Genomic DNA, 294 nt, shown 5'->3' with positions numbered 1-294 from the left:
TAATTTGGAAGGTCTCAATAATGCGACCCTGCTGATCAATAAGCACGTGCTTGAGCAACAGCCCCGTCTCACGATCTAACCACCACTCGTGAGCAAAACGCCATTGATCAAGAGGCTCAAAAATTAGCTTTACGGCGTCTCGACCAGCGACACGTGCATCTTCCTCAAGATCAATCTGATAATATTCTTCAAGGTGAGCTGCCCATCTCGCAGGGGACGAAAGTCCTCCGTTGCCGCTGTCTTCGGTCCACGCAAGCCTGCCTACCGGCGAACGCCGTTCGATGCTGACTGAGG

General features: G+C 52.4%; 1 protein-coding gene. It reads right to left on the bottom strand.

Annotated features, from left to right (window positions below; genetic code table 11):
* The coding region (locus CIK81_RS17945; RefSeq protein ID WP_275937296.1) for a sigma-E factor regulatory protein RseB domain-containing protein at positions 1-294 on the bottom strand (294 nt) is incomplete at both ends.

This window comes from Brachybacterium sp. JB7 (assembly GCF_003335205.1).
Lineage (GTDB): Bacteria > Actinomycetota > Actinomycetes > Actinomycetales > Dermabacteraceae > Brachybacterium > Brachybacterium alimentarium.
The sequence above is the reverse complement of the archived record's forward strand: the minus strand, read 5'-3'. Positions and strand labels throughout refer to the sequence as shown.